Annotated in this window: 25 protein-coding genes and 1 pseudogene; 4 read left to right on the top strand and 22 right to left on the bottom strand. The window is 43.2% G+C overall.

What is annotated here, in order from left to right:
* Window positions 1-2 precede the first annotated feature (2 nt).
* The 9 genes from NRIC_RS13620 to NRIC_RS13580 form a co-directional block, all read right to left on the bottom strand.
* Window positions 3-1856 (bottom strand): beta-glucoside-specific PTS transporter subunit IIABC, encoded by a 1854-nt coding sequence (locus NRIC_RS13620; protein WP_146623251.1) that lies wholly within the window; start codon window positions 1854-1856, stop codon window positions 3-5.
* 171 nt (window positions 1857-2027) lie between these two features.
* Window positions 2028-2918, bottom strand: coding sequence for a MurR/RpiR family transcriptional regulator (locus tag NRIC_RS13615; protein WP_146623250.1), 891 nt, complete (start codon window positions 2916-2918; stop codon window positions 2028-2030).
* A 90-nt stretch (window positions 2919-3008) separates the two neighbouring features.
* Window positions 3009-4436: a 6-phospho-beta-glucosidase gene (locus NRIC_RS13610; RefSeq protein WP_146623325.1), complete on the bottom strand. Its 1428-nt coding sequence runs from the start codon at window positions 4434-4436 to the stop codon at window positions 3009-3011.
* Window positions 4436-5815 carry a PTS transporter subunit EIIC gene (locus NRIC_RS13605; protein WP_146623249.1) on the bottom strand — a complete coding sequence of 460 codons (1380 nt, stop codon included), beginning with the start codon at window positions 5813-5815 and terminating at the stop codon, window positions 4436-4438. The genes NRIC_RS13610 and NRIC_RS13605 overlap by 1 nt, the downstream gene beginning before the upstream one ends.
* Window positions 5816-5942: 127 nt before the next feature.
* Window positions 5943-6776: a PRD domain-containing protein gene (locus tag NRIC_RS13600; RefSeq protein ID WP_146623248.1), complete on the bottom strand. Its 834-nt coding sequence runs from the start codon at window positions 6774-6776 to the stop codon at window positions 5943-5945.
* A 20-nt stretch (window positions 6777-6796) separates the two neighbouring features.
* Window positions 6797-7291, bottom strand: coding sequence for a PTS sugar transporter subunit IIA (locus NRIC_RS13595; protein ID WP_227873809.1), 495 nt, complete (start codon window positions 7289-7291; stop codon window positions 6797-6799).
* A 233-nt stretch (window positions 7292-7524) separates the two neighbouring features.
* The gene (locus NRIC_RS13590; protein ID WP_146623247.1) at window positions 7525-9144 is read right to left on the bottom strand and encodes a PTS transporter subunit EIIC; all 1620 of its coding nucleotides are present in this window, start codon (window positions 9142-9144) and stop codon (window positions 7525-7527) included.
* 3 nt (window positions 9145-9147) lie between these two features.
* Window positions 9148-10533, bottom strand: coding sequence for a 6-phospho-beta-glucosidase (locus NRIC_RS13585; protein WP_146623246.1), 1386 nt, complete (start codon window positions 10531-10533; stop codon window positions 9148-9150).
* A gap of 24 nt (window positions 10534-10557) precedes the next feature.
* Window positions 10558-11433, bottom strand: coding sequence for an aldose 1-epimerase family protein (locus NRIC_RS13580; protein ID WP_146623245.1), 876 nt, complete (start codon window positions 11431-11433; stop codon window positions 10558-10560).
* A 120-nt stretch (window positions 11434-11553) separates the two neighbouring features.
* Here NRIC_RS13580 and NRIC_RS13575 point away from each other — a divergent pair, with 120 nt between their 5' ends.
* On the top strand, window positions 11554-12318 hold the full coding sequence (locus NRIC_RS13575) for a MurR/RpiR family transcriptional regulator (RefSeq protein WP_146623244.1): 765 nt from the start codon (window positions 11554-11556) through the stop codon (window positions 12316-12318).
* Between the two features lie 50 nt (window positions 12319-12368).
* Here NRIC_RS13575 and NRIC_RS13570 read toward each other — a convergent pair whose 3' ends face one another.
* The 4 genes from NRIC_RS13570 to NRIC_RS13555 form a co-directional block, all read right to left on the bottom strand.
* The gene (locus tag NRIC_RS13570) at window positions 12369-12620 is read right to left on the bottom strand and encodes a DeoR/GlpR family DNA-binding transcription regulator (RefSeq protein WP_146623243.1); all 252 of its coding nucleotides are present in this window, start codon (window positions 12618-12620) and stop codon (window positions 12369-12371) included.
* Window positions 12621-12644: 24 nt separating this feature from the next.
* A complete protein-coding gene (locus NRIC_RS19900) occupies window positions 12645-12833 on the bottom strand; it encodes a DeoR/GlpR family DNA-binding transcription regulator (protein WP_146623242.1) in 189 nt (62 codons plus the stop codon).
* Between the two features lie 277 nt (window positions 12834-13110).
* Window positions 13111-13947 (bottom strand): HAD family hydrolase, encoded by an 837-nt coding sequence (locus NRIC_RS13560; RefSeq protein WP_146623241.1) that lies wholly within the window; start codon window positions 13945-13947, stop codon window positions 13111-13113.
* A gap of 181 nt (window positions 13948-14128) precedes the next feature.
* A complete protein-coding gene (locus NRIC_RS13555; protein WP_146623240.1) occupies window positions 14129-14479 on the bottom strand; it encodes an HIRAN domain-containing protein in 351 nt (116 codons plus the stop codon).
* Between the two features lie 262 nt (window positions 14480-14741).
* Here NRIC_RS13555 and NRIC_RS13550 point away from each other — a divergent pair, with 262 nt between their 5' ends.
* Both NRIC_RS13550 and NRIC_RS13545 read left to right on the top strand, forming a co-directional pair.
* On the top strand, window positions 14742-15629 hold the full coding sequence (locus NRIC_RS13550; RefSeq protein WP_146623239.1) for a helix-turn-helix transcriptional regulator: 888 nt from the start codon (window positions 14742-14744) through the stop codon (window positions 15627-15629).
* Between the two features lie 64 nt (window positions 15630-15693).
* Window positions 15694-16323 (top strand): GyrI-like domain-containing protein, encoded by a 630-nt coding sequence (locus NRIC_RS13545; RefSeq protein WP_146623238.1) that lies wholly within the window; start codon window positions 15694-15696, stop codon window positions 16321-16323.
* Here the strand turns inward: NRIC_RS13545 and NRIC_RS13540 are convergent.
* From NRIC_RS13540 to NRIC_RS13525, 4 genes and pseudogenes are all read right to left on the bottom strand, one after another.
* A pseudogene (locus NRIC_RS13540) lies at window positions 16298-16621 on the bottom strand (family 1 glycosylhydrolase); the annotation flags it as partial. The gene NRIC_RS13545 and the pseudogene NRIC_RS13540 sit on opposite strands and share 26 nt — an antisense overlap.
* 266 nt (window positions 16622-16887) lie before the next feature.
* Entirely contained in the window at window positions 16888-17619 is a 732-nt protein-coding gene (locus NRIC_RS13535; protein ID WP_146623237.1) for an amino acid ABC transporter ATP-binding protein, read from the bottom strand.
* A gap of 10 nt (window positions 17620-17629) precedes the next feature.
* Window positions 17630-18289: an amino acid ABC transporter permease gene (locus tag NRIC_RS13530; protein ID WP_146623236.1), complete on the bottom strand. Its 660-nt coding sequence runs from the start codon at window positions 18287-18289 to the stop codon at window positions 17630-17632.
* A gap of 15 nt (window positions 18290-18304) precedes the next feature.
* Entirely contained in the window at window positions 18305-19084 is a 780-nt protein-coding gene (locus tag NRIC_RS13525; protein WP_146623235.1) for a transporter substrate-binding domain-containing protein, read from the bottom strand.
* Window positions 19085-19351: 267 nt separating this feature from the next.
* Between NRIC_RS13525 and NRIC_RS13520 the strand changes: the two genes are divergently transcribed.
* On the top strand, window positions 19352-20530 hold the full coding sequence (locus NRIC_RS13520; RefSeq protein WP_146623234.1) for an MFS transporter: 1179 nt from the start codon (window positions 19352-19354) through the stop codon (window positions 20528-20530).
* A gap of 53 nt (window positions 20531-20583) precedes the next feature.
* Here the strand turns inward: NRIC_RS13520 and NRIC_RS13515 are convergent, their stop codons facing one another.
* The 5 genes from NRIC_RS13515 to NRIC_RS13495 form a co-directional block, all read right to left on the bottom strand.
* A complete protein-coding gene (locus NRIC_RS13515) occupies window positions 20584-21579 on the bottom strand; it encodes a phosphotransferase enzyme family protein (protein WP_146623233.1) in 996 nt (331 codons plus the stop codon).
* Window positions 21580-21787: 208 nt separating this feature from the next.
* Window positions 21788-22675: a sensor histidine kinase gene (locus tag NRIC_RS13510; RefSeq protein WP_146623232.1), complete on the bottom strand. Its 888-nt coding sequence runs from the start codon at window positions 22673-22675 to the stop codon at window positions 21788-21790.
* Between the two features lie 14 nt (window positions 22676-22689).
* Window positions 22690-23436: an ABC transporter permease subunit gene (locus NRIC_RS13505; RefSeq protein ID WP_146623231.1), complete on the bottom strand. Its 747-nt coding sequence runs from the start codon at window positions 23434-23436 to the stop codon at window positions 22690-22692.
* Window positions 23429-24343, bottom strand: a complete 915-nt coding sequence (locus NRIC_RS13500; RefSeq protein WP_146623230.1) for an ATP-binding cassette domain-containing protein — start codon at window positions 24341-24343, stop codon at window positions 23429-23431. Before NRIC_RS13500 ends, NRIC_RS13505 begins: the two co-directional genes overlap by 8 nt.
* Window positions 24344-24431: 88 nt before the next feature.
* A complete protein-coding gene (locus NRIC_RS13495) occupies window positions 24432-25097 on the bottom strand; it encodes a response regulator transcription factor (protein WP_146623229.1) in 666 nt (221 codons plus the stop codon).
* Window positions 25098-25216: the final 119 nt, after the last annotated feature.

Genomic DNA, 25216 nt, shown 5'->3' with positions numbered 1-25216 from the left:
TCTTACTCAATAATCAGCAGCTCTTCGCCAACTGTTACTGATCCTGATTTTTCAATAGTAATATTTTGGTAAGCATCCGAATTGGTCACTACCAGCATAGTGACATTATCTAGCTGTTTTTCTGCAATTTTAGCTAAGTCCACCTCTAAAAGCAGTTCACCTTTTTTTACCTTTTGTCCCATTGCCACGTGAGAAGTAAAGCCCTCTCCGTTTAAAGAAACCGTATCGATTCCTACATGAATCAGAATTTCAGCTCCTTGTTCACTTTCAATTCCGATCGCATGATTGCTGTCAAAAACAGCCGAAATCGTGCCGTCAACTGGAGCGTAAATTTTTCCTTCACTAGGGATAATGCCGAAGCCTTTGCCTAAGGCACCACTAGAAAAAACAGGGTCATTGACATCGGTTAACGGAATAACTTTCCCCGCTATCGGTGCCGTTAATTGATCAGGACCTATGTGTTTATCTGCTTTTTGTTCCTTTGAAACTGATTCATCGGACTCTTCAATCCCTAAAATCAGTTCCGCTGCAAAGGCAACTACAAAGGCAATCACACAGCCGATTACCGCATATAGAAAATTGGCGAATCCTCTTTCTCCAAAGAAGCTTGGCAAGGCAAAAAGTCCAGGTGCTACTTGTGCGTATCGACCAACATTCATAATACCTAAAAATAATCCAGCCACTCCGCCACCGATCATCGCTGCAATCAATGGTTTCTTAAAACGTAGATTGATCCCGTACAAAGCCGGTTCGGTGATCCCAGCTATCGCAGAAATCCCTGTTGAGATAGACAGTTGGCGAATCGAGAGATTTTTTGTTTTGAACGCGACCGCCAAAGCAGCGCCTCCTTGTGCAATATTGGATACCATCATCCCTGGACCTGCGACTGTATCATAACCGGTCGTTGCTAACAAATTAATACCGATGGGGATCAACCCATAATGCATCCCGGTCATAACCAGCAACGGTGTAAAGGTCCCCACCAAAGTTGGCACTAACCAACTTGCATATTGTTCAACAAAGTTAATGAAGTTCCCTAAACCTGTGCCCAGCAAGGTACCCAGAGGTCCAATGACGATTAAGGTCACTGGTGCCACAATAATTAAGGTCGTCAACGGCGACATGAACAAGCGAATCGCTTTTGGCATGACGCGATCAGCAATAGGCTCAATATAAGACATAAACCATATCGCTAGGATAATCGGGATAACCGATGAGCCATAATTTGCCAAGGTCACTGGCAGGCCGAATAATTCTAAAGAACTACCAGCTTCTCTGGCACCAGCAATCATAGTCGTAAATGTTGGATGGAGCAGAATGCCTCCGAGTGTTATGGCAATATACTGATTGCAGTTAAACTTTTTGGCGGCGGAACTAGCTAATAAGACCGGTAAGAAGTAAAATGCAGCATCGCCAATAAAGTTCAAAATTTGATAGGTTTGTGATTCGACACTGACCCAGCCCAGCATCGATAAAAGCGCCAGTAACGCCTTCAGCATCCCTGCACCAGTTAATGCAGGTACGATGGGAACAAAAATTCCAGCAATCACATCTAAAACCTTCGAAATGATCCCTTTATTTTCGGCTTTCTCGGAAGAAGAGCCTTCGGAAAACTTTCCCAATCGATTTAAAGCCTGATAAACTTCTTTTACTTCATTGCCAATAATGACTTGGTATTGACCGCCTTTATTGACAACCCCAACCACCCCGATTAAATTTTTTAGTGCTGCTTCGTTCGCCTTGCGATCATCCTTCAAATTAAAACGCAAACGGGTTGCACAGTGTGCCAAACCGTTAACGTTTTCATTTCCCCCAACATTTTTTAAGATGTCCTTTGCCAAACTTTGGTAATCCATAATACCCCTCCTACTTGATGTACTCCCTTTTGGTATCTTCACTATATAACCAGACATCGGTCCGAACAATAAAACCGAAAGCGGTTTATTCACTGTTGCGAAATTGTACCGCATAAATCATTTTTTTGCGCAACAGTGTTGCAGACTACAAAAAGAAACATGCAGGCAAGGCTACATGTTTCTGAATTTGTCCGCAATGATCGGATTGTTTGATTTTCGATACAGTTCATTTTCCAACGAAAAATTCTGCTTATTCTCTCGGTTCGTTTGGTAATTTTCATTGAACATACAGGCATATACCGTATCTAAGATATACGAGATCGACAGCATTGCACTAAAATTACCTAGATTATCAATTAATTTTTCGCGAGTGGAGATATAGATAACACAAGAAATCAAGTCACTTAGTGTGTTCTCACCATAAGAAGTGATCGCAATCGTCGGAATCCTTCGTTCCGCTAATTTTTTGGCGGTCCGTAGAATGCGTTCGGTTTCTCCTGAATAGGAAATAACGATAAAACATGCCTTTGTGGTGGCGTAACAGGCCTGATAAAACATGTTATCAGTTCGTTCTTCAACGATGACTTGTTTCCCGATTTTGATCATCCGGTTTTTAAAGGTCCGTCCTGCTTCCAGAGAGTCTCCAGCAGAGCATATATAAATCGTGTCGCTTTGATGGAGCATTTGGGTAACTTGCTGCAAAATATCATGATTCAGTAGAGATAAGGTATCTACTGCTGTTTCATGATACAGCGCACTCAGTTTACTGGCAATCGTGACATAGCGGTCTCGACTGCTGAAGGGAGCATTCGGATCGATATCCTTAAAATGTGCATTTAAATAATTTTGTTCATCTAAATATGCTTTCTTGAAATCATTAAACCCTTTAAATCCCAGCCGCTGGCAAAAGCGCACAACTGTAGATGGTGCCGTGTAGATCTGCTGGGCAATCATCCGAGCGCTCAGCTCTTCTAGCTGTTCACTATTTTCGAGGAAGAATACCGATAAAGCTTGGTCCATTTCTGAATGCTTTGGCTCTTTCAACTTTTCAGTAATTAACATTACATTAAATCCCTCCCTTTTTCTCCATTATAAGGGATGAGCCTGAAAGCGCATAGAGCTATTTAATAGCAATTGAGGGCTCACAATCCATCAATCCAAATCCTCACCATTGCTGGCAATGACCTTTTTGTACCAGTCAAAGGATTTCTTTTTGCTGCGATTCAAAGTCCCGTTCCCTTGATCGTCACGATCGACATAAATGAACCCGTACCGCTTACTCATTTCACCAGTTCCAGCCGAGACAAGATCGATCGGTCCCCAGGTTGTGTAGCCTAAAAGATCTACACCATCCAAAACGACCGCCTCTTTCATGGCCTGAATATGGGCACGCAGATAGTCGATTCGATAATCATCCATCACGCAGCCTTTCTCATCTGGAACGTCCAAGGCTCCTAATCCATTTTCAACGACAAACAACGGTTTTTGATAGCGATCGTATAGCGTGTTCAGCGTAATTCGAAACCCCAAAGGATCGATTTGCCAGCCCCATTCACTGGCTTTCAAATAAGGATTCTTTAGCGACGCTAGAACATTTCCGTCAGTTAGTTTGCTTATCTCTGGATCAGCACTGGCACAGCGGCTGGCGTAATAAGAGAATGAAATAAAGTCGACAGGATACTTGTTCAACAATTCCATATCCTCCGGCTGAGTCTCTGGAAAAATACCCTTTCGTTCCAATTCTTTTACAGCATAAGCAGGATAATACCCGCGAACGTGAACATCAGTGAAGAAGTAATTGCTGCGATCTTCGATTTTAGCCTGCCAAACATCTTTTGGATCACAGGTCATCGGGTACGTGTCTCCGCCAGCAAGCATACACCCAATTTGATACTCAGGGTTGATTTCATGGGCCAATTTGGTGACCAAAGCACTGGCTACCAATTCATGATGAGCCGCTTGATACTTGATTTTTTCCTGATCGTCTTCGGGTTCGAAATAGACCCCTGCCCCCATAAATGGGGCATGCAAAATCATATTGATCTCGTTAAAGGTCAGCCAGTACTTGACTAACCCGTTGAATCGTTCAAAAAGCACTCGGCTGTACTTCTCAAAGAAGCTGATCATTTGACGATTTTTCCAACCACCATACGTATTGACCAAATGCATTGGGCAATCGAAATGGGAAATAGTGACCAATGGTTCGATACCATATTTGTGGCATTCACTAAATAAATTCTCATAAAATTCCAGCCCCTGTTCATTGGGTTCTTCCTCATCACCTCGCGGAAAAATGCGCGTCCAAGCGATACTCATCCGATAAACCTTGAAGCCCATTTCACCGAATAGACGAATGTCCTCCTTGTAGCGATGATACATGTCGATGCCTTCTTTAGCCGGGTAATAATGGGCCTCATCAAAATCCAGCATTTTCTGTTCGCCAGTCAAGACGGCCCGGCGATCTTTCCCTGTTGGAGCCAAATCAACATTCGCTAATCCACGCCCATCAACATTCCAAGCCCCTTCACATTGATTTGCTGCGGTAGCGCCGCCCCATAAAAACTTTTCAGGAAATCCCATCATTGAACTAACTCCTCTGCTTTAATAATGAATAAGCCTGTTAGAAAAGTGACGATCATTCCCACTGCTACTCCTGCTAAAATCGCATACAGCGCAGACAGACTATTATCTCCAATAAAAGCCGGGAAGCCAAAAACACCCATTGATGCAAAAGCGTAGGCATGTGCTTTAAACAATCCAGCTACACACCCGCCGCAGAAGCTGCCGACCATCGCTGCTATCATTGGTCGTTTATATTTTAAATTGATTCCAAACATTACCGGTTCGCTGACTCCACCAACGATCACCGTGATCGCACTAGAAATTGCTAAAGAGCGGACTTCTTTGTTCTTTGTTTTCACTGCCACAGCCAATGCCGCAGCTCCTTGATTCAGATTGGAAAGTACCATTGTCGGCATGACGATGGAATCATATCCTAAGGTTGCCAACATCTGGAATGAGCCAGGATTCAACGCTAAATGCATGCCAGTCATGATTACAAACGGTAAAATACTCGTCAAAACACCGATTCCCAAAAATCCCGTTGTTTCATACAGCCAAGTCATCACTTTGGCAAAATACTCGCCAACGATCGCTCCAGCCGGACTTAAAACAATCAGGGACAAAGGAATCATCACAATGATCGTCAACAATGGCTGCAAGAAAGTTCGTAAAGCAGCTGGAGTATAGTTTCCGAAGAATTTTTCCACCTTCGACATAATATACACGGTCAAGATTGCTGGGAAAATGGAGCTGGCATAGCTGGCTGGATAGACTGGCAGGCCAAAAAGATTCAATGCTGTGCCATCGGCAATCGCTTGCATGAAGTTAGGATGCAAAAGACTTGCCCCCATCATCATCCCTAAACCCATATTGGCTCCAAATTTTCTAGCTGCTGTTGCTCCAATAAAGACCGGTAGGAAGTAGAATCCGGCATCCGCCACAAAGCTGAAAATCAAATGAGTGGGACTCTCCGTCGATAGTAATCCACTCATTTCTCCTAAGAGAACAACCACCTTCAGCATACCAGCTGTAATCATGACAGGGATTAATGGGGTTAAGCAGCCGATGATGCCATCTAAAATCATACTAGGATGAAATTTTTTCTTTTCGTCTTTCCCTGCGGTCGCTGCCGTTCCTTCTTGGGCTCCCAAACCCGTTCGTTCTGAAATAGCTCGATAAGCATCAGGCACAGTTTGACCAATAATGATCTGCAGCTGGCCATTTGACCACTGAGCCCCGATGACCCCTTTAAGCTGCTCAATTTCTTTTAAATCTACAACACTTTGGTCCTTCAAGTTAAAACGCAATCGAGTCACACAATGCGTGAAAAAGCTCACATTTTCTTTCCCGCCGATCAAATTCATGATCTTATCTGCTAGTTCATCGTATTTTCCCATCTTAAAAACTCCTTTTCTAATTTTTTCGCAAAAATACCCACCACAAAAACATGTTGATCCATGTTTTTTGCGGTGGGTAATGCCGATTTTCTCGTAACAAGCCTCACAAGCACAAAGAGTTATTCAGTTATTCAGCATCTTCTCTGACACAAAGCCGATTTACATGCAGCATCAAATACAATTCTTCTTCTTGACTAAGCGTCCAATCAATACTGTCGGCCAAATAATCGCTGATTTTTCCAACACAAGTATATGTCTTCGGGTACTCTTCAATCATTGATTCAAACATTTTCTTGTTCAAGGTATCAATAGATTGCTTTGCTTCCTTCCGCTTCAGCAAGTACTGAATATGCGAAACAAATCTTGCATAATTGAAGCTGTTTTTGTCGATATACATATTGAAATGTTGACTTATCAAATCTGTGATGTCATGAAGGATTTCCTCACTGTTGACTTGGTCTGCAGACGTCATCAGCTTCTCCTGAGCGTTGACTAGATGCAGCGCAAGATTGGTTGCCTCCGCTTTTGGAAAAAATACATTCAGTCTTTTTTTCATCAGTTGGATTGCTTGCATACCGATTTCGTACTCTGTTTCATACATATGTTGAACCTCATATTGCAGTGGATTGCTGATGTTGATATTCTTTCGGATTCTCTCCACTGCAAAATGAATGTGATCGGCCAAGGTAAAGACGATATTCGGACTCAGCTCCGAATCGATTTTCGCGATTGCCAGATCAACGACCTCAGAAGCTACTTCGAAAATTTCTTCCGGCACAGAGTGAATCAGATTCAAATAATTGTCATCTACTCCGTAATAGGTTCGCCGAATGATGCTCAGATCCTCTAGCTCGTAAGGAATTTCAGGGAAACCAATCCCTTTTCCAAAGGCAATCAACTCATGCTGTTTGCTGTCTCGGCAAATTGCCACATTGTTATTGATTTTTTTAATGACCAACATGAATCAAACACCTCCAGACGTTATCCAAGCTTGATGATAGGAGATTGCGCTTCTTCGAAAGTCGCTGCAGTTTTTAACACTTCGACTGAAAAATCACTGCTGTTTGTGATGACCATAGGTGTGATCAAACTATAGCCTTTCCCCTCAATAAAGGAACGATCAAAAGTTATCAATCGGTCGCCCCTTTTTACCCTTTGCCCAACTGAAACCCTAGCTTCAAACCCTTCTCCATTCAATTCTGTCGTATCAAGTCCAATGTGAATCAAAATTTCCGCCCCATTATCTGCCAGTAGTCCGACTGCATGCAGAGTATTGGCAATTAAAGTAACTTCAGCATCACAGGGAGCTGCAATGGTTTGCCCTGAGAATTCAAAAGCAACTCCTTCTCCCATCATTTTGCTGGCAAAAACTTGATCAGGTACCTGACCCAACTCGACTGCTTCTCCACTAACTGGTGCATACAGCACCATGTCTTGTAAACCAGGTTCTTTTTTCTTTTTCAAAAATGAAAACACTCTATCTACTCCTCCTCTAGCAAACAGGACACAAAAAAATCCCAAAACAAACCCTCTAAAAAACGGACAACGAGTCAGCTTTATAGGTAATGCCTTCGGAAGAAGTAACAATCCTATTCATATTTATAGACAAATAATAGCATCTTGGTTTCTGACTGTCAACAACCGTTTTCATTTTACTCAAAGATAGACAGGTGTGTTGTGATCACCTGTCTACCCTAAAATAGATCTTTTTATACCGTCAATCCTTCGACATATTCTTCAAAATTACTTTTAATAATACTCACCTGCGGACCATAAATGATTTGAAGTCCACTACCTTTTTTGATCACGCCTTTTGCGCCGTGCTGTTTCAGCAGCTCATCATCTACCGCCTCTGGATCATTGACCGTCAGGCGCAGTCGAGTCGCACAAGCATCGATATCAACTAAATTAGTCAACCCGCCAATAGCTGTCAGAATCACGTCAGACAACTCGTCATCAGCTTGGTTTTCGCCACTAGATTTCTTTTGGAAATCGTCTTTCGTATACAACTTGGCTTCTCCATCTTCTCTTCCAGGTGTTGGAATATTAAATGTTTGAATCAAAAACTTGAAAACAAAGAAGTACAATACCGCATAGCCAACGAAAACAGGCAGAATCATGAGCCAATTGGTTTTCGCATTTCCTTGCAGCGGCCCATACAATAAGAAATCGATCAGTCCGCAGGAGAAAGTCGTTCCAATACAAATCTGCAATAAGTGCATAAGGACAAAAGAAAGACCGGCGAAGGCACAATGCAGCAGGAATAAGAACGGTGCAACGAACAGGAACGTAAATTCGATCGGTTCCGTGATTCCGGTTAAGAAAGAGGTTAAAGCAGCTGAGAAAAGCAGGCCTCCAACCAATTTACGGTTTTCAGGTTTCGCCGTTTTATACATCGCATACGCCGCTGCAGGCAAACCAGCCATCATGAACGGATATTTCCCAGTCATGAAACGGCAAGCCTCCACACTAAATCTTGTTGTACTAGCTGAAGCCAATTCGGCGAAATAAATATTTTGTGCACCTGCTACAGTTACACCATCGATGATCGCCGTACCACCCAATCCTGTTTGCCAGAATGGAATATAGAAAACATGGTGCAGCCCGAACGGAATCAGCGCTCGTTCCATGAAACCAAAAATAAATGTTCCAAAATAACCTGATTTCATTACCAGACCGCCCGCGGAGAAAATCGCTGACTGAATTACTGGCCATACAAAGTAAAAAGCGATCCCTACAAAAATATAGACCAACACAGAAATAATCGGAACAAACCGGACACCAGCAAAGAAAGACAAGGCATTAGGCAGCTGCTGTTTGTAGAATCGATTGTGCAGCGCGGCGACACCTAATCCCACAACGATCCCGCCGAATACTCCCATTTCCAACGAAGTAATCCCAACGACACTGGTTAATGCACCATCCAGAATTCCTTCACCGAAACTACCATCTGGCAAAATGCTTCCATCGGCTTTCAGCAAAGCATTGATCGTTGTATGCATCACAAAAAATGAAATCGCAGCCGACAAAGCAGCTACAGCCTTCTCTTGCTTGGCCATCCCGATCGCCACCGAAATCGCAAAGATAATCGGTAAATTGCCAAAAATGACCGTCCCTACTTGAGAAAAAATCGAAAATAATACGTGCAGTGCTGTGCCATTCCCTAAAAGACCTTCGAGATTATAGGCTTCGATCGTTCCCTGGTTGGTCAATGAAGCGCCTATCCCTAGTAATAAACCCGCGATCGGTAAAATGGAAACCGGCAGGAAAAACGAACGCCCAACCTTCTGAATCGTTGCAAAAACAACACTTTCACCTTTATTTTTCATCTGTCATCCTCCCTGTTCTTCAAGCATTATCTGTCTAGATACCTCATCTTTTACCTCTACACCTTGTGCCTCTAGTTCTCGAATCGTAGCTTCAAATTGTGGCAAATACGATTGATGAGCAATCAATAACTCATCTAAAACACGCTTGGCTGTTGCGCCTGAAGGAATTAACGGATTCATAATAAATGATTGCAAAGCTAATCCGTAATTTCCTGTGACTGCAGCCTCACAAATGGCCAATTCCATATTTTTCATCAATTGCAGCCAGCCTTTTTCTGGTGCGTTAAAACACCCAAATGCCTGAGGGATGGCCCCAGTAGAGCCGATATTCGCAGATACTTCAACGACGCAATCCGCCGGCAAATCCGGCACCGCTCCTCGATTAATGGTAGAGACCACTATCTGGGTTTGACTATTGGAGTGAATAGCCGCAATCGTAGCACAGGCTGCATCAGAATAATAGGCGCCTCCACGCTTGGCCAGTTGCTCCGGCTTCACATGTAGCTCAGGATTCTTATATAGTTCGAATAGCTGAGACTCGGTTTCTTTGACCTGTTCTCCCCTTGTTCCAATGGTTTGATACTCTTTTAAGCTGTGAGACAGCATCTCCTCTTGACGATAATAGTAACGGTGGTATCCACAAGGGATCATATTGATATTGTCCAGCTGTTCCTCAAAAAATGGGACGCTGAAAATATTTTTAGGCAATCCAGCATCTTTTTCCATCATTTCCTTAAGTATTCTTCTGGTCACATTGTTTCCTTGCAGATCAAAAACCTTATGCCAATGGAAATGGTTCAATCCAGCAAATTGATAGACCAACTCTTTTTGCTGCTTGTCAATCAATCCAGGCTCCTCCATCGTAGCAATTAATGGAATATTGCATAAGCCAATAACTTTCTCCCATTTGCCATAACGAACAACCGCTTCGGTGACCATCCCACTAGGATTGGTAAAATTGATCAACCATGCGCGAGGACAATATTTTTTCATGTCCTCCACAATATCCAACATCACTGGGATTGTTCTGAAGGCTTTCAAAATTCCACCAGCGCCATTGGTTTCTTGACCCAGCATCCCATAGGATAAAGGAATCCGTTCATCCTTGATGCGCGCATTTAGAAATCCCACACGAAACTGTGTCGTGACAAAATCAGCATTCGTCAGAGCTTCTGCGCGGTCTAACGTAGTGTGGATTTTAACCTCATAAGGGGAGGCATCCCACATTCTTTGGGCCATCTCACCGATAATCTCAAGTTTTTCTTTACCTGCTTGAATATCTGTAAACCAAATTTCTTTGATAGGAAGCTGTTCATACCGTTTGATAAAGCCTTCCATCAATTCTGGTGTATAGCTGCTGCCGCCACCAATCGTTGCAATTTTTACCATTTTGAAAACGCCTCTTTCTTCACTTTAATCAATCGTCAAACGAAATTCCCGAGTAAACTCCTGATTCGCCGCTAACTCTTGGCTCGCTGGTTTCTGTGTCCACTGCTGTGTCGCAGCGATTGGATCAGCAATCCCGCACCAAGGCTGGATACAAACAAAATCTCCTGTGGTAGGATAAGGCGACCAGATACCAACATAGGAAAATCCCTCGTAAGACACAATCAATTGTCGCGGGTCTTTGTCCGAATACAGCCGGATCTGTGTTTCCCCTTCCGTTTGATAGATCAGTGCATCTTTTTTGAACTTTTCATGTGTCAATGCAATGCGATTAGACTCCTCTAAAAGCGGATGCTCTAGATCGGACTGCTTTTCTTTGGTTAAGCGGATCCGCTTCCTGCGCTGGTGCGGAAGCAGTTCAATGGCATAATCCTCAAAGGTCAGATCAGGATTAATTGGTGCACAAAAGCCGGCATGATTCCCGTAAGAAAAATACATTTTCTTATCACCAAGATTTTTCACAGTAAATGCCACAACTAATGTATTGTCGCGCAGGGTATAAGTGACGGTCGTTCGAAACGTAAAAGGATAGTTCTTTTGCGTCTCCTCCGTGCTTTCAAATTGTAAAACTGCTTGATTTTCCGTATGCTCTACCAGCTGAAAATCCTGATCCCGTAAAAATCCATGTTGACCTAAGTGATACTTTTTGTTTTGATAGAAGTAGGTATTCTCTTTCAGTCGACCGACATTAGGAAACAAAAACGGTGCACTGCGCTCCCAGATAGCCGGATCTGCTTGCCAGATGTATTCCTGTTTTGCTGCAACCGACTGCAAACTTTTTAATTCTGCCCCATGCGGTGAAATCCTAACGTTGCACCAAGCATTTGCTAGTTGAATGATCATTGCTCCTCCTTTCTATTTTTTTAGAATCGATTCGTTACAGCAATACTAGCATGTAAATCAAAATAGATGGTTCCAGTTTCTGAAACTGGTTTCAGTAAAATAAACAAAAAGAGGTAACCAATGAATATTGAAGAGATGATCAACGAACAATACCAGTATTTAAGCCCCACCGAACGATCGATCGCAGAATATATCGCAAACCACAAAGACGAGCTGAAAACCTTGTCGATCACCAAACTAGCAGAAAAAACCACCTCTTCGAAGGCATCCATTGTTCGTTTGTCGCAAAAGCTGGGCTTTAAGGGGTTTACTGAACTAAAAAGTTTTTTCATGTGGGGAGACAAAAATATACCAGAAAAACTAACGTATACTTCTAAAGCCAGTATCGTGACTTCCCTGCAACAGACGATCGATTATTTAAATAACACAAAGTGGGATGACATTTATCAATTGATCGATGAAAGTGAAAAAATATACGTGATGTATACAGGTGTGTCACAAAAAAATCAAACTATGGAAATGGAGCGCCTGTTTCTTTTCATTGGAAAGCCTGTCCTTTCCATCCCAGCAGACAAAGAATCCTACGAATTCAAACATTTCTTTAATGTGTTGAAACCAAAGGACTTGATCTTTATCGTTTCCCTGTCTGGCAATAACCAAAATCTAAATGATATTTTGAATCTACTCTCGTTGAAAAGAGTCAAGATCATTTCATTGACCGGCCATTCCGACAATCTTTTATCTCAAAGAGTCGACCATCGTCTTTACGCAGCTAGTTTAAACAATACCAAGCTTTCTGAGTATTCGTTGCAATCTAATTCATTATTTTATGTTGTGATCGAAGCTTTGGTTTTTGGTTATTTAGAACATAAAAATTTGCAATAAGCAAAAGCGGATCGACTTTATTATGATCGATCCGCTTCTTTTCTTATCTTCTATTCTTCCGGATAAGCCAGCAGCAAATCCTCCGACAACTGCTGTCTTTCAGTTTCTGTCAATGGCCGTTCGGTGACCATGACATCAATCGCTGAAAAATCCGCATAACCATAACCCCCTGATCGAGACAGTTTGCTGGTATCCGATAGTAAAACCGTCTTTACAGCTTTTTCCACCATCCGCCGTTTAACACCCAGTTCGCCTTGAAAATGAATCTTAGCCTTCTTTAGAAAAACCATTGCAGCTGACAAAGGCAATGCCCACCGAAATTTGCTTCAGGAGCTCCTCGGTCCACGTACCAATGAAGGATTTCGCAGTGAACCATCAAGCATAAAGATTCTATTTTCTGAAGGTGTTAGGGCTTCAACGATCGGGATGGAGTTGGTAAAAATAATCAAATCCTTTTGACTCAACAGTAATCTAGCTAAATGCAGCGTTGTTGAGCCTGCACCCAAAACGATCAACGCTTTTTCGGAGGATCAGCTACAAGGCATATTCAGCAATCTTGATTTTTTACTTCTTGTTTTCTTCGCGCTTCATCATAGGGCTTGGTCCCAAGAAAAAGTCGTGTTTTTAGTCAAAAGATTTTTTACTTCTAGCATGTTGACATCTTTACGAACCGTTTCCATCGTTGCTTAAAATTGTTTGGCTCGTTCACTGATGGCCATTTCTTCTTTTTTCATGACATAGAACAGCATTTCCTTTTGGCGTGTTTTGCTGTTTTTCTTCACATCATGTCCCTCATTTCAGCTGATTGATTTGTCGATAATGGGACAAAATATCGGCAACAGCATGTTGATTGCAGGATTTTTTACTGATGTAATCACAATGCTGACGCAATTCGGCGATCGCATTGCTGGGGCAAGCGGAAAATCCTGCCAGCTCAACCATCTCAAGGTCGTTGTAGTTATCTCCGATCGCTAATACTTCAGTCAATGAGATTTTTAAATGACCTGCCAAAAGCTTGATTCCCTGTGCTTTGCTGATGTCGCGGCCGCAGTTGATCTCCATATATCGATTGGCCGAATAGCTGATCGTTAAGTCTCCTTCGCAGTAATCCTTTAATATCACGGACAAATCTTTCAGATAGTCAATGTCATCATGTTGGTAAAGCACTTTGCCAACTTTTTCATTCTTTAGATAGGTCAATTGATCCTCTTCAATAACTACATAATCCAATTGCTGCGTGTCGAGATACTTCAATTCGGCAGCAGACGGGTGGAATAAATAAATCAATTCATCCGTTTGAAAATGCAAACACACCCCTTCACGTTGCGCAAACGCAAACAACTGATAGAGTTCTCGATAAGTAAAATAGGAGTGAGCCAATTTTCGATTCTTTTTGTTTTCGATCACGACGCCCCCATTCATAGTAATCGAATAGCAGTTTTCTCGATTGATCGTGCCCAGATTGACCAGCACTTGTTCCATCTGGTTGATCGTTCGTCCACTGGCAGCCACAAAGTGACCACCTTGCGTCATCAATGAATGAATCGCAGCCAAATTTTCCTTCGATACACGTCCCTCCTCATTCAGCAATGTATTGTCTAAATCACATACCACCATTTTGATTGTCATGCAATCCCCCCTCGAGTCTCAACTAACACAAAACCAATTATAACCCAATTTTTTTTGTTTAATGTGTGCCTAATAACATTTTTTTGTTACTTAAACAAAAAACATGAAAGGTCAAAAACATCCATTTCATGCTTTAGGAATTCTGTTTATCATGATTGTCCCGTAAAATTAGTCTTAATCGTTACATCTCCCGCCTGTCCTTGAGCCTTACCACGACTCGAAACTGTCGTTCAGGATGGTTCTCCATATTCACGGATTGAATTCGAGCTTCAAAGATATCGTCATAGCCAAAATAAAGCAACTGACTTAAATGTTCATTTTTCCCACTTGGCACATAGCCCAATTTATATCCTCGGAAGAAAACAGCGACCGCATAAGGATCATGAGGATTATCTGGTTCGGCTGCCAAAGTAACGGATTTTCCTAATGTCAATTTCTCAATTACCTCCAGTCCGTCATGGTAGGCAAAGCCTGCCAAATGGAAATCGACTAAATGCCGACTTCTTTCAAAGGTGTGTCTTTGTGCTGCCATGGTATCCCCTCCTTTTTGTTTGATACCTCTATTTTAACAATACCTATTGGCGGTGACTAGATAAATGAAGTAACTGAATTTCAAAAGATGTACTAAAAATTCTATTTTCTGACTTACCTATCTTTATCTTTGTTCCTTCTAGAGAGTGCGTTTTTCGCGCAGTGAGTCAATCACCTATGAATAAAAGACTGCTGTCTATTTCCCTAACCTGACATCAAGTTTCATGTTTTAGGTGCTATACTGTTAAGGAGAGGTGAAAAAGATGGTAGAATATCGTTTGTTTCGAATGGTTTATTATTTGATGGATAAAGGAAGCACGACAGCACCAGAACTGGCAGAAGAATTTGAGGTGTCCATTCGTACGATTTATCGGGATATCGACATTTTGAGCTCAGTAGGCATCCCCGTCTATACGACACAAGGAAAAGGCGGTGGCATTTTCCTGCCTAGAAATTTCGTATTGAATCGCTCATTGATCTCTGAAGAAGAGCAGCAGCAGATATTGACAGCTTTGCAAAGTTTAACTGGGGTAGATGAAGAACGAAATCGTGCGCTGTTGAAAAAAATGGGCAGCGTCTTTCAAAAGCAAACCACCAACTGGATCGAAATTGATTTTTCAGATTGGCATCCACAACATGAAGAGCTGTTTCAAACACTGAAGTCAGCTATTTTTCAAAAAAAGCGGATGCTTTTTCACTATTTTAGCCGAGAAAAAACAGCGACCGATCGCAAGGTGGAACCGCTCAAATTGGTTTTTAAAGCCAGAGAATGGTATTTACATGCCTATTGCTGTGAAAGACAAGCTTACCGTCTGTTCAAATTAAAACGAATCAGTGATGTTCAAATGACTGAGGAAGTATTTAAGCGAGAAGCACTTGAGAAAGTACTAGCGCCAGAAAAACTCTACACGACAAAGCGGTACTCTGTTAAAATGGCCTTTGCGCCTGAATTGGCTTATCGTGTTTACGAAAATTTTGACAGCGTTGAAAAAAGCCAAGATGGACGCCTGCTGGTCACAGCTGAATATCCAGAGAATGACAGTTTGTATAGCTTTCTTTTATCCTTTGGCGGTCAAGTGGAAGTGTTGGCTCCCGAACACATCCGAAACAAAATCAAAGAAAAAATAGCACAAATGCAAATTATTTATTAAACCTGACACGAGGTTGTAGGTTTCTCCTGCTACAATGAAGTCCACTAAGTGAGGAGGAAAAACAATGAAATTTGATTGGAAGAAACAAGAAACGCATTTATACGGAGCGAAAAAGGACCCGCAGCTCGTGTCAGTCCCTGCGCAAAAATTTATTACCCTTAGCGGCGAAGGAAATCCAAACAATCAGGACTTTTCAGACCGTGTAGGTATTCTGTACTCCGTCGCTTGGAGTATCAAAATGGGCTTTAAGAAATTCTACAACGCCCATCCTGAACTGCAGGCGGACTTCGACTATTCTGAATTTGCGATTTTTCCTTTAGAGGGCATCTGGACGACAAAGAACACGGCAGATACAACAGACAAAGACAGCTTTGAGTATACGATCATGCTGCGCCAGCCGGACTGGATCACACAGGAAATGGTGGATGCTTCTCTTGCCGCTGTGGCTAAAAAAGAGCCAAACGAGCTGCTGCAGAACATCCACTTCGAAACGATCGAGGACGGCAAGTGTGTACAGATCATGCACCTTGGTTCCTTCGATGACGAACCTTCCTCTTTCCAAAAGATGGATCAATACGTTGAAGCCAATGGGCTGACTCGCTACTGCCATAACCACCGGGAGATCTATCTTAACGACGCGCGAAAAACAGCACCGGAAAAACGCCGAACTATTTTGCGCTACCAAGTAGAATAAACGATAAGATGACAACGAGCACTTGGCTTATTGAAAGCCAAGTGCTCGTTGTCATTGGTCTTTGCTTAATTTCTTCAAATAATTTTTCCTTGCTGCGCTTCAAAGTTCCATTGCCGACATCCTCTAGATCAACGTAAATAAAGCCGCAGCATTTGCTCATTTCTCCTGCTGAGGCTGCTAGATCAATGCACCGTCAAGGTGTGTTACCCATTAGATCAACCCCATTCTCAACTGCATCATGCATCGCCGCAATATGTTTTTGCATATAGTCGATCCGGTAATCATCTATGATTTGACCTTGTTGATCAGCATACTCATCGAATAACTGAACCCAAAATAGTCGGCAGTAGTTTGCTTCAGCAGTTTTAAATCCCCTTTGTCATCTTAGCGCTCGGGCGTCTTACTCCTTCAATAATTGCTTTAGGTAAGATGGAGAATAGCCTCTGACTTGTACATCATGGTGAAATAGTCAAACGCTCGTTGTTTTAACTGTGAAGCATACTGATTTTTTTCATCCCGATGACCATCACTAATATGAAAGAACAACCTTGCATTACCTGCCCCCTAAGCAATTTGTTGAATAAATTGTTGGATTCGATCGTCCTTGTTGCGGAAAAACATCTGAGTAGAACCGTCAAATAAAATTTTTCCTTGATCCATAAATAACACGCGATCAGCTGCTTTGCGGGCAAACTCCAAGTTATGAGTCACCACAATTTGCGAGTTGCCGGCGTCTGCCAGTTGTTGAATCGTCAATAAAACTTCATTAGACAGTTCGGGATCCAAAGCACTGGTAGGTTCGTCATATAAAATAAAAGCTGGTTCCATCGCCAACGCGCGAGCAATTGCCACCCGCTGCTGCTGACCACCGGAAAGCTGAGCCGGATAAGCCGTTTGTTTGTCAGCCAAACCGATTCTAGTCAGGAGCTCCAAAGCTTTCTGCTTGGCTTGTGTCTTGCTTTCGCCCTTTACCTGCATCGGTCCCTCCATAATATTTTGCAGGACCGTAAAATGAGGAAATAAATTATACGACTGGAAAACGATACTGAAATAACGGCGATAATTCTTCTTTTCCTTGAAGCTGGGATTGCTGGGAAAGGTCAAACGAATGTCATTTATGACGATCTGACCGGTCTCCGGCAGTTCCAGCAGATCAATGGAACGCAACAAGGTGCTTTTGCCGGAGCCCGAAGGACCTAAAATGGCGGTAGTTTCTCCATCGCGAAAGATGGCATGGATATTCTTCAATACCGGTTGGCCAGCAAAAGACTTGGTTAAATTTTGAATGGTTAACATGTTTTGCCTCCTATTCATAAAGAGCCATGCGATGTTCCAACACCGACTGCAAATAATTCAACAAGGTACAAAAAACTAAATAGTACACTGCCACTAAACAATACAGTAGCAGTGGCTCATAGGTGCGCGCAGCGATTCGTTGCGCCGTTAGAAACACCTCAACAATCGTAATACTGGCTGCTAGTGAAGTATCCTTGACTAAGCTGACAAAGTTATTGGACAAGGGTGGCAGCGCAATTTTCAAAGCCTGGGGGGCAATGATTCGGGTAAAAATCTGCCGCTGGCTCATCCCTAAGGAAGCCGCCGATTCATATTGTCCAGTCGAAATTGCCAGGATTGCGGAACGAATCGTTTCCGAAGCGTAAGCCCCGGTGTTTAAGGAAAACGCAATGACCGCTGCGCTCCAAGCCTCCAGCTGAATGCCCACCGATGGCAAACCGAAAAATATAATAAACAGCTGCACCAATAACGGCGTCCCGCGGAAAATCCAAACATACAGATAGAACACACTGTTCAGCAGCCGTTTTTTTGAAATTCGGGCCAGGGCTGTAATAACCGCAATCAGTACGCCCAACACAAAAGAAATAATGGTCAGGGGGATCGTTGCCTCCAGGAAGGCCCACAGCAACGGCAGCAGCGAGCTTTGCACAATTTCAATAGATCGTTCCATCAAATCCCTCCTCTGTTATTGGGTGATGTCGCGGTTAAAATATTTCTCGGAAATTTCTGTCAAAGTACCGTCCTCGTGCAGTTCAGCTAAAGCTGCATTAATTTCTTCCACCAAGACGGCATCCTTATGCAGCAACACAGCTGCTGAAACTCCTTCGTCTAGCGTTGCCGCAATTTTTAACGGTGTATCCGGCTGTTGATTCAAATAATCGTAAAAGATCACATCGTCATTCAAGGTGGCATCGGCCCGCTCATTCATTACCAGGTCAAAGGAATTGTTAAAGGTTTCAACACTGACTACCTCGGCACCATACTCTTCTTCTGACATGAGGGCGAAATTGCTAGTGATGGTTTGAGCGACGCCTTTACCGGCTAAATCCGAAAAAGCTTGGATCTCGTTGTTGTCCTCATGTACAATCAGAGCAATGTGAGCCACGCTGTAAGGCTCGCTGAAGTCGTATTTTTCCTGACGCTCCTCCGTGATACTTACTTGATTGAAGATGGCATCGGTGCGATTTGCATCAAAGGCCGCCAGCATCGCATCCCAAGCCGCTTCATGAAATTCCACCTCGTACCCCATTCTTTCAGCGACTGCTTGAGCCACCTCCACATCGTAACCGACCAATTCGTCTTGATCATTGTGATAAGAAAAGGGCCGATACGAACCTTCCGTTCCTACCCGTAAAACCTTGCGCTCCTCACGATTGGAGGAGGCGCTTTGATTATCTGCTCCATTGCTGCAGCCGACTAAAAAGAGGGTCGCCAGCAAGGCAATTGCTGCACTTATTTTTTTCATTTTGATTCCTCCACTTCTTGCATTGATTCTATTCCTTCACCTGCACTTTAAGTCAAGGGATTTTTTTCAACATATTGCAGAAAAATCTTTTTATTTACCGATTATCAGACTCCTCAAATATTTTTCTTCTATATATGAATCTAATTTTGCGCCAAAGCTACGGCCGAATTCGTTTGGGAAAGAAAAACTTTTTTTGCTTTTTCAGCTTGACTTGATCTCAAGGTGAAGGCTTATGCTCAGACTACAACTTTTAAAGGGGCGATCTATTTGAAAAAGAATCAACGTTTATTAATCCTGATTTTGACAATCGGGGTGTTTGGGATTATGAACACGGAAATGGGGATTATTGGTATTTTGCCTTTGATTGCGGAAGAATTCAGTGTCAGCGTGCCAACTGCCAGCTTGCTGGTGAGTGCCTTTGCCTTGATTGTGGCGATTGCGGGTCCTACGATGCCGCTGGTGTTCTCCAAGGTCAATCGTAAAACGGTCATGGTACTGGCTTTAGGTATTTTTACCGTCAGCAACATCGTGTCGGTTTTCGCACCAAACTTTACTATCCTGCTGCTGGCTCGGGTGGTCCCTGCGGCCTTTCATCCCATCTATGTATCAATGGCCTTAACCGTCGCGGGAACCTCAGTCTCAGCTAATGAATCGGCTAAAGCTGTGTCGAGAGTCTTTATCGGTGTTTCTGCTGGCATTGTACTGGGTGTTCCAGTCACCAGCTTTATTGCCACAGAAGTTTCCTTCGCCCTGTCGATGGTATTCTTTGCGGCAGTCAACGGACTAGTTCTGCTGGCAACCTTATTCTTTGTCCCATCGATTCCAGTGACGACCCGCCTGTCTTACGGAAAGCAAATCGGCGTGCTGAAGAGGCCGCAAATGCTGGTTTCAATTCTTACGGTTATTTTGCTAAACGGCGCAATTTTCGGTTTTTACAGCTACTTGTCTGATTTTCTGGAAACCATTACTCAGCTGTCCAGCCGAAGTATTAGCTTGATTTTGCTGGTTTACGGGCTAACTAATATTGTCGGAAATGTGATTGCAGGGAAAGTCTTGACAACCCATGCGAAAAAAACGATTTTCGCTTTACCTTTTGCTTTGATCACCACCTATATCCTGCTGTTTTTCTTAGGCAATATGACGATTGCGGCGACTGTTTTAATCAACGTTCTAGGGATCTTGGCCGGGATTGCAGCCAATGTCAACCAATACTTGATTACGGAATTTGGCTCTGAGGCTCCCGATTTTTCTAATGGATTATTCTTAACGGCAGCCAATCTGGGTACTACTTTCGGACCTTTTATCTGCGGCGTGCTGATCACTGCCTTTGACACACGTTTTACTTTGATTGGGGCGATTGCCTTCTTACTATTATGTATTGGTTCAATCATTCTCAGAAATTCACTGGGAAAAACAATCGAGCAAGCAGTTGCTGTGAAGGAATAATAACTTTCAGTTCTATGCAATAGACCGCAACGAGTCTCGTTACGGTCTATTTTTCAGTTTATTCGATTGTTCCACACATTTTCATAATTAATTGAAACATACGGCTGATCTGTGCAGATTCGGTCTTTGAACCAGGTCAGATACCATTGACGCTCAGGATACTCTTCTTCTGTCCAAAAATATTCAGCAGAAACATATTCATCAATCATTTGATAGCGCATGAACAGGTCTATCTGATCGAACCAGTCTTTCATTAATCCATTCGTTTGAAGATACCCCTTCAAAAAAGCAGTCAGATACATCTCCGCAAATTCAGAACGCTGTGTTTCATGGAGTCGGTCGAACGGATTGGCTGCTGCTTGGGCCATAAAAAACAAGGCACTGGCGATATCGGCAGCATACCAATTAAACTGACAAGCATCAAAATCGATCAGCGTAATCTGATCGCGCTCAACTAAAAAATTGTCAGTATGAATATCGAAATGAACGATGCCATAATTGTCTTTTTCTTTCGGCAGTTCATTCAAGCGATCGAGCAATTGTTCCTCGCTTCGACGGACTTCTTCATCTAAAATAGCAATCGAGCTGCGCCAAGTATTCGGTCCATTCCATTCAAACTCATGACGGATGATATTCTCAGGATAATCGATCGTCAAACGATGCATTTGTCCCATCAACACACCAAGCCTAGAAAAGAGCGTTGCATTAAAATGCGTTGAGTGAGGACCATCGATGGTATTCCCCGGTGCTTTTTCCTGCAAATGCAGCAAGACGCTTCGCTTGTCGGTTTCAACGATCTCATAAAGTCGATAGTGTTTGCTTCGCATTGGTTTGGCGATTCCCCTCATTCGATCGGTTAAGTATTCTGTCCATCGTGTTTCAAAATCAAGATGCTTTTGGTTCTCTCTTGTTCCTTCTATGATTTTCATTATGTAAGACTGCTCATCGGACTGTACCTCAAACACTCTGCTTCCAGAGTTTCCACGAGTTATTTCTTTCACTACTCTGATACCATAAAGTTGTGCTGCCTGTGTCAAAATGTTATTCATGGATGTATTCTCCTTTGCGTTCTGACGAACGTTGTGTATCCGTCATCCTGATTTATAGAACAGGTCTCTCCTTGTTCAGAAAGCTTTACCTGCCGGTGAAAAATCGAAAAATAATTTCTGCATTCTATTCACTTCAACTACAGGCCAGTCTGAATCCTCTCAACAACAATACTGTTTTCTTCATCTACAAGCTTTCCTGAGCATCCTTTCAGCTTGGTGGAAACTTGATCTGAATAGACAAGAGCGGCTTTTGGTAATTCACAGTGATTTCACCACCGATTTGTTCCATTAATCCTTTAGCGATTGTCAACCCAAGACCTGTCGATTTCGCTCCCGTTTCTACAGTATAAAAACGGTCCAACAGCTTTCCGGCTTGAATCTCATTCAGACCGGCAGCTGTGTTCACAAACGTAACGGTTCCTTCCGTCGTGAGGGTGACCATTAAGTCACCATCGCTGTATTTGATCGCATTGTTGATCAAATTAGAAAAAATCCGAACGACCTGAGCTCGATGAAGCTTGCGTATTACTTTTTCTGTCGGCAGCTGAACAGTCGGGGTAATCCTGCGGCCACTCAGCTCTACATAAGCATCAGCTAAGCTTTCCTCCAGCAGTTGATTCAATACGATTGGTTCAATATCGATTTGCTGCTCCGGTGAAAGAACCACGGAATAACGGAAGAATTCTTCCGTTAGCTCTTTTAGCAATTCTGCTCGATTGCTGATCACTGCCAGATAGCGTGCGACGGTTTCCGATTTTTCTTCCTGCTCCAACAAATCCAAATAGCCCAATACAGCCGTCAGTGGTGTACGTAAATCATGGGAAATATTGGTCACTGCTGCGTGGAGTTCCTGATTGCCGGCCAAATAGCGCTGCCGCTGATGGCGCAGCAGGCGCAACTGCACATTCAGTTCCGCCGTCAGCTGACGAACGTGCTTATCACCAGAAGACGTAACCAGCAGCGTATTGGTTTCTTCAGCAAAATGCTCTGTCAGCTCCTGACGGAGTTCTGCTATGCTCTTTTTCAAGAATCCGATTTTTATGACCAACCCTGCAACCACCGCCAGCAAAACCAGACACAGAAGCCAAGACAGCATCTTATTCACCTCGTTTATTTTAAATCTTTGCGTTTGAAGAAAAACAGTCCTACCAAGCTGAAAACCATGATTAACCCGAATGAGTAAAGCATCATCTGAATCGACGAATCGATGTTGTAGGACATCGCCTGCAGAATTTGACCATTAGGATTGACTTCAAATAAGAATTCATAAAGGGTTCGTGTCGTTCCAGTTAATCTCCCTGGCTGTGCTAGCCGCTGATAAATGTACAAGGAAGTGAACAACAAGCCAAACGCTCCTAAAATACAGACAATGGCCGAGACCGACTTACTGTTGGAAAGCATCCCCACCAGATTGAAAATTGCCGCGAAGCTTAAACAAGCCAGCCAGCCCACCACACCTACCAAAATGATTTGCAACAGGTCGTTTTCCAGCGGTTCATACATCACTGCCCCCAGCACCCCGCCGACCAAGACGCCGATCAGAAAAAGAACTGTCACTGCAATGAAGCCAGCCAGCAGATTGGCTAAATAAATGCTACTGCGTTTGTGACCTACCACTAATTTATTTCTTATCGTTCCCTCCTGATAATCGGTTCCATAATACAAACTCAACAAGATGGCGATCAAAATTCCCATGCACTGTAGAAATACGAACAACACCAGATCCATCGGCAACGTGCCCTGACGCCGCAGATTGATGCAGAAAACACTTTCCAGCCCAATCACGGCCAAAACCATCAGCCAGAACGTGCTGTCCAGCCAAAGACGCTGCAGATTCGCGTACAATAATTTACGCATGAGGGCCACCTCCTACCAAGCTGACATAGTAGCTTTCCAAACTTTCATCCCTCTCCTGCAGCGACAGCACCTCAGAATTCACTTCAGCCAGCGACAGCACCAGTTGGGTGACATTTACCTTGGCAAACAAATCCACCTGTGTATCCGACAAAACAGTGTAATCCAAATTCTGCTCCTCCAGCACCTGAATCAGCCCGCCCATATTGGTCACCTCAAGCCGCATACATTTGCGGCAGGCCGCCTCCAATTCGGCCGCGCTCATTTCCTTAACAATCCGTCCACTATCAATAAAGCCATAATGAGTAGCCAGTTTAGACAGCTCATCCAGCATATGACTGGAAATTAGTACGGTGATCTGATTTTCCCGATTAAGTTTCAAAATCAACTCTCGGATTTCGATAATTCCCTGCGGATCCAGTCCATTCACCGGCTCATCCAGCACCAAAAAGTCCGGATCACCCACTAAAGCCAAAGCAATGCCCAGCCGCTGGCGCATACCTAACGAGAAGTTTTTCGCCTTGCGCTTGCCAGTATTTTCCAGCCCTACCAGACGCAGAATATCCTCCAGCCCCTCATAAGACGGCAAGCCTAAAATACGGTATTGCTGCTTCAAATTATTTTTGGCAGTCATGTTTAAATAAATCGATGGCGTCTCCACCACTGCGCCGATTCGGCGACGTGCTCGTGCAATTTCTTGATCACTGCTTTTCTTACCATATAGAGTAAATTCTCCAGCAGTCGGGTATTGCAGCCCGCATATTAAGCGAATCAAGGTGGTTTTTCCCGAACCATTTTTTCCGACAAAACCGTAAATAGCCCCCTTCGGCACCGTCATACTCAACCGATTCAGCGCTTTGAAAGACCCATAACTTTTAGACAGCCCCTTGGTTTCAAGAACATTATTCATGATCATCGTCTCCTTTACTTGTTACAGCTATCCTACCGGTAAAAAGGCTAGAAACCGGTAAAGGAAACCGTAAAGATCCAGTAAAGATTTATTCACTCTTTAATTTAAAGCCGATGCCCCAAACGGCCTCGATGTATTCGCGACCGCTGGCTGTCCTCAGCTTTTTCCTTAAATTACTAATGTGCATCTTTAAAGAAGCTTCGGTGCAGTCTGGGGTATCTACACTGATACGGTCCAGCAAAACCGACTTAGTGAGGACCTGTGAGTCATGTTGCAGCAGCAGTTTCAAAATTGCAAATTCGGTCCGAGTTAGTTTGACGAATTGATCAGCGACGGTCACCTGATGCTGAGCCAAATCAAGCCTAATCTGATCAAAAATTAACACCTCAGTGGTCGTTTTTCCAGCCTGTTGACGAAATTGAACAGTAATTCTTGCCAAAAGCTCCTGGATGCTGAAGGGCTTCATTACATAATCTACTGCCCCATTCAGCAGCAACGCCACCTTATTCTCTATATCCACTTTAGCGCTTAAAACAATCACTGGAATTCCCTTTATTTGTGGCAGGAGGTCTTCCCCATTTAAACCTGGCAGCATCAAATCCAATAACACTAGATCCGGTCGGCTTTGCCTTAATACCAGCAGAGCTTCAGTTCCCGAGTAAGCACGCAACGTACGATACCCTTCTCTCTCAAGCGCTTCTTCTAAAAGATTGCCGATGTGCACATCGTCATCAATGATTAAAATCTGTTTCAAGCGTTTTCCCGCCTTTCTTTGTGAACTGAATCATTAAAATTATATCAGACTTTTCTAGTTATGTTCTCGAGACCTGCAATTATTTCTGTGTTCGTTGATGCAGTAGAGCCAGTTGCTTA

Source organism: Enterococcus florum (assembly GCF_004309355.1).
Taxonomy (GTDB): Bacteria; Bacillota; Bacilli; order Lactobacillales; family Enterococcaceae; genus Enterococcus_A; species Enterococcus_A florum.
Note: the sequence above shows the minus strand (reverse complement) of the source record. Positions and strands in the feature narration are given on the sequence as shown.

What these genes read in the sequence shown, in the direction of transcription:
- NRIC_RS13535 (WP_146623237.1), bottom strand. Translation starts at nt 17,619, where the DNA reads ATGTTAACCATTCAAAATTTAACCAAGTCTTTTGCTGGCCAACCGGTA.
- NRIC_RS13585 (WP_146623246.1), bottom strand. Translation starts at nt 10,533, where the DNA reads ATGGTAAAAATTGCAACGATTGGTGGCGGCAGCAGCTATACACCAGAA.
- NRIC_RS13600 (WP_146623248.1), bottom strand. Translation starts at nt 6,776, where the DNA reads ATGTTGGTCATTAAAAAAATCAATAACAATGTGGCAATTTGCCGAGAC.
- NRIC_RS13560 (WP_146623241.1), bottom strand. Translation starts at nt 13,947, where the DNA reads ATGACAATCAAAATGGTGGTATGTGATTTAGACAATACATTGCTGAAT.
- NRIC_RS13500 (WP_146623230.1), bottom strand. Translation starts at nt 24,343, where the DNA reads ATGAATAATGTTCTTGAAACCAAGGGGCTGTCTAAAAGTTATGGGTCT.
- NRIC_RS13525 (WP_146623235.1), bottom strand. Translation starts at nt 19,084, where the DNA reads ATGAAAAAAATAAGTGCAGCAATTGCCTTGCTGGCGACCCTCTTTTTA.
- NRIC_RS13530 (WP_146623236.1), bottom strand. Translation starts at nt 18,289, where the DNA reads ATGGAACGATCTATTGAAATTGTGCAAAGCTCGCTGCTGCCGTTGCTG.
- NRIC_RS13515 (WP_146623233.1), bottom strand. Translation starts at nt 21,579, where the DNA reads ATGAATAACATTTTGACACAGGCAGCACAACTTTATGGTATCAGAGTA.
- NRIC_RS13545 (WP_146623238.1), top strand. Translation starts at nt 15,694, where the DNA reads ATGAAATTTGATTGGAAGAAACAAGAAACGCATTTATACGGAGCGAAA.
- NRIC_RS13555 (WP_146623240.1), bottom strand. Translation starts at nt 14,479, where the DNA reads ATGGCAGCACAAAGACACACCTTTGAAAGAAGTCGGCATTTAGTCGAT.
- NRIC_RS13575 (WP_146623244.1), top strand. Translation starts at nt 11,554, where the DNA reads ATGAATATTGAAGAGATGATCAACGAACAATACCAGTATTTAAGCCCC.
- NRIC_RS13505 (WP_146623231.1), bottom strand. Translation starts at nt 23,436, where the DNA reads ATGCGTAAATTATTGTACGCGAATCTGCAGCGTCTTTGGCTGGACAGC.
- NRIC_RS13615 (WP_146623250.1), bottom strand. Translation starts at nt 2,918, where the DNA reads ATGTTAATTACTGAAAAGTTGAAAGAGCCAAAGCATTCAGAAATGGAC.
- NRIC_RS13620 (WP_146623251.1), bottom strand. Translation starts at nt 1,856, where the DNA reads ATGGATTACCAAAGTTTGGCAAAGGACATCTTAAAAAATGTTGGGGGA.
- NRIC_RS13605 (WP_146623249.1), bottom strand. Translation starts at nt 5,815, where the DNA reads ATGGGAAAATACGATGAACTAGCAGATAAGATCATGAATTTGATCGGC.
- NRIC_RS13590 (WP_146623247.1), bottom strand. Translation starts at nt 9,144, where the DNA reads ATGAAAAATAAAGGTGAAAGTGTTGTTTTTGCAACGATTCAGAAGGTT.
- NRIC_RS13610 (WP_146623325.1), bottom strand. Translation starts at nt 4,436, where the DNA reads ATGGGATTTCCTGAAAAGTTTTTATGGGGCGGCGCTACCGCAGCAAAT.
- NRIC_RS13550 (WP_146623239.1), top strand. Translation starts at nt 14,742, where the DNA reads ATGGTAGAATATCGTTTGTTTCGAATGGTTTATTATTTGATGGATAAA.
- NRIC_RS13580 (WP_146623245.1), bottom strand. Translation starts at nt 11,433, where the DNA reads ATGATCATTCAACTAGCAAATGCTTGGTGCAACGTTAGGATTTCACCG.
- NRIC_RS13510 (WP_146623232.1), bottom strand. Translation starts at nt 22,675, where the DNA reads ATGCTGTCTTGGCTTCTGTGTCTGGTTTTGCTGGCGGTGGTTGCAGGG.